The sequence below is a fragment of the Actinomadura rubrisoli genome (assembly GCF_004349215.1).
Classification (GTDB): Bacteria; Actinomycetota; Actinomycetes; order Streptosporangiales; family Streptosporangiaceae; genus Spirillospora; species Spirillospora rubrisoli.
Map to the genome: position 1 here is coordinate 1 of NZ_SMKU01000640.1, position 2,082 is coordinate 2,082.

Annotated in this window: 1 protein-coding gene; it reads right to left on the reverse strand. The window is 70.7% G+C overall.

All coding sequences use genetic code 11. The features are described from left to right. Window positions 1-781: 781 nt before the first annotated feature. Window positions 782-2,082: tetratricopeptide repeat protein (locus tag E1298_RS46420; RefSeq protein WP_481726152.1), on the reverse strand; the 1,301-nt coding region annotated here is incomplete at its 5' end.

Genomic DNA, 2,082 nt, shown 5'->3' on the forward strand with positions numbered 1-2,082 from the left:
GGGGTGTGGATGTTGCGGGGGTTGCGCGGGAGATGCTTGGGTCGAACGGTTGAGGTTGGGGCAGTGGGAGGGGATGGAGGCGCTTGCCGCGCGGTAGGACGTGCTCGTGGTGATGCCGGTCGGAAGCGGCAAGTCGGCCGTCTACGAGGTCGCCGCAGTCATGCTGGACGAACTGGTCGTCGTATGGCTGCGACCGGGTCGTTGCTCTACGGGATGTGGGCTCGATACTCACGTCCTCAACACGCGATCGGGGAGCGACGGCGCGAACGTGCGCGGATGGCGGTCGCCCCGGGATGCGGGTGGTGTTCGTCTTCATGGCCTCTGAGTAACTCGTCCGCAACGATGTGCGGGCGTTGTTGACCGAGCCTTCGACGTAGACGAGGCCCCTGCATATGGGTGCATCGAGGTGATGCGCTGCTACTGCCGCAGCCGATTCCTACTGGCGCTACTTCGGTTAGACCTGGGACCGCCCGTGTGGGTGATGCGACGACTGCGAGGCCGGACGGGCCGAAGCGTGCAGACAACCGGGCCTTTCCGACTTGCCCAGGTCGAGCACAGCGCGTGGGACTGTGGCCCGCTGGGTCTTGAACGCCTGGCGGGAGAGTTGCTCCGCCGACCCGCGCGGGGGTCGAATCTGGCGCCCGCATCTGGAAGATCACCTCGGTGGAGAGCGCGCCACTCCCGGGTCGCGGTTCAGGTGGTTGAGGGTGAAAGCGATCGTGTCACCGTCCTTTTCGATGATGTCGGCTGCTAAGGGAATGCTCGTGGATTTCGTTCTCGATCACGATCTGGTGGAGCGCGTCCGGGGGGACTCCAGGGCCGAGGTGATCCGGGCGAGCCAGCGGTCGACGGGGCCGAGGGTGAGCAGGCCGCTGCCTGCGCCCGCAAGCTCACCCGCAGCTGGGAGAAGCCGGGTGTGGGCCCGCTCCAGCACGTCCCGATCGTCCAGTTCCAGCGCGGCCGCCGCCTCCAGGCAGCACAGCGCCTCGTAGGTCAGATCTGCGGGCGGTTCCGGAAGCGCGCGCAGCGCCGACCCCGCCTTGGCGCGACGGCCCGCTTGCAACAGAGCGAAGGGCTCGGCCCAGGGACGGTAGGGACCCCAGTCCGCGTCCGGATCGACGTGTGGCCCGTCCTGCCCAGGCGGTGGTGGCCCGTTCACCAGGGGGACGCTCAACAGGGCGAGCGGCAGCAGGCCGTGCTCCAGGCCCGGCATGCCGGCGCCGTCCAGTCGCGCGGCGGCAGACCGGTAGGCCGTCTCCATCTCCGGGGCCGGAGCCGACCCGGTGGCGGCCAGCCGCAGCGCCGCGTACCACCCGGTGAACACGCTCACCAGCGGCCGTTCATGGCGCTCGGCCAGACGGTCTACGGCGGTGGCGTGCGCATCGGCCGTCGCGAAGTCGGAGAGTGCGCCACGGGCTTGCAGCCGGATCAGGTGGCCGAGGATCTCGAAGGTCGCCAGGCCGTGCCGCGTGGCCAGCGCGACCAGCTCTTCGCCGATCCCGTCCCGCCGCGCGGCGAGGCCCGCCCGGGTGCACGACTGCATGAACGCGCCGTTCAGGGCGAACGCCAGCAGCGCGGGATCGTCGAGGCGACGGGCGATCGTCTCGGCCTCACGCGCGGCCTGAGGTCCGCGCGGGGAGCGGGTGCCGCGCATCTCCAGCGCGATCGTGGCCAGCAGACGCGCCCGCGCCGCATCGTGTGGGGGCCCGCCGGGCAGAGAGGACAACGCGCGTTCCGCCGCCGCGACGATCTGCCGCGCCAGCCCCGGGTCGTCGCTGCGCGTCCAGATAGCGGGCACGTCGTAGGCGCCGATCACGCGCGCGGTCAGTTCCGGATCACCGAACTCCTCCGCCGCGATGATGGCCGCCATCCGATGCTGGCGGGCCACCTCCAGACCACCGCCGCCGGTCACCGCGAGGTCCCGGGTCAATCCGACCGTCGACTCCAGTCGCGTCCGGGCCCCACCCCCGACCGTCCGGTCATAAGCGGCGGCCGCCCGCGTCCACAACCGCGCCGCCAGTTCATCCGCATTTCCAGTCTCGCCTGCGGCTCCTTGTCCGAGCTCGACTCCCGCCCCGAACC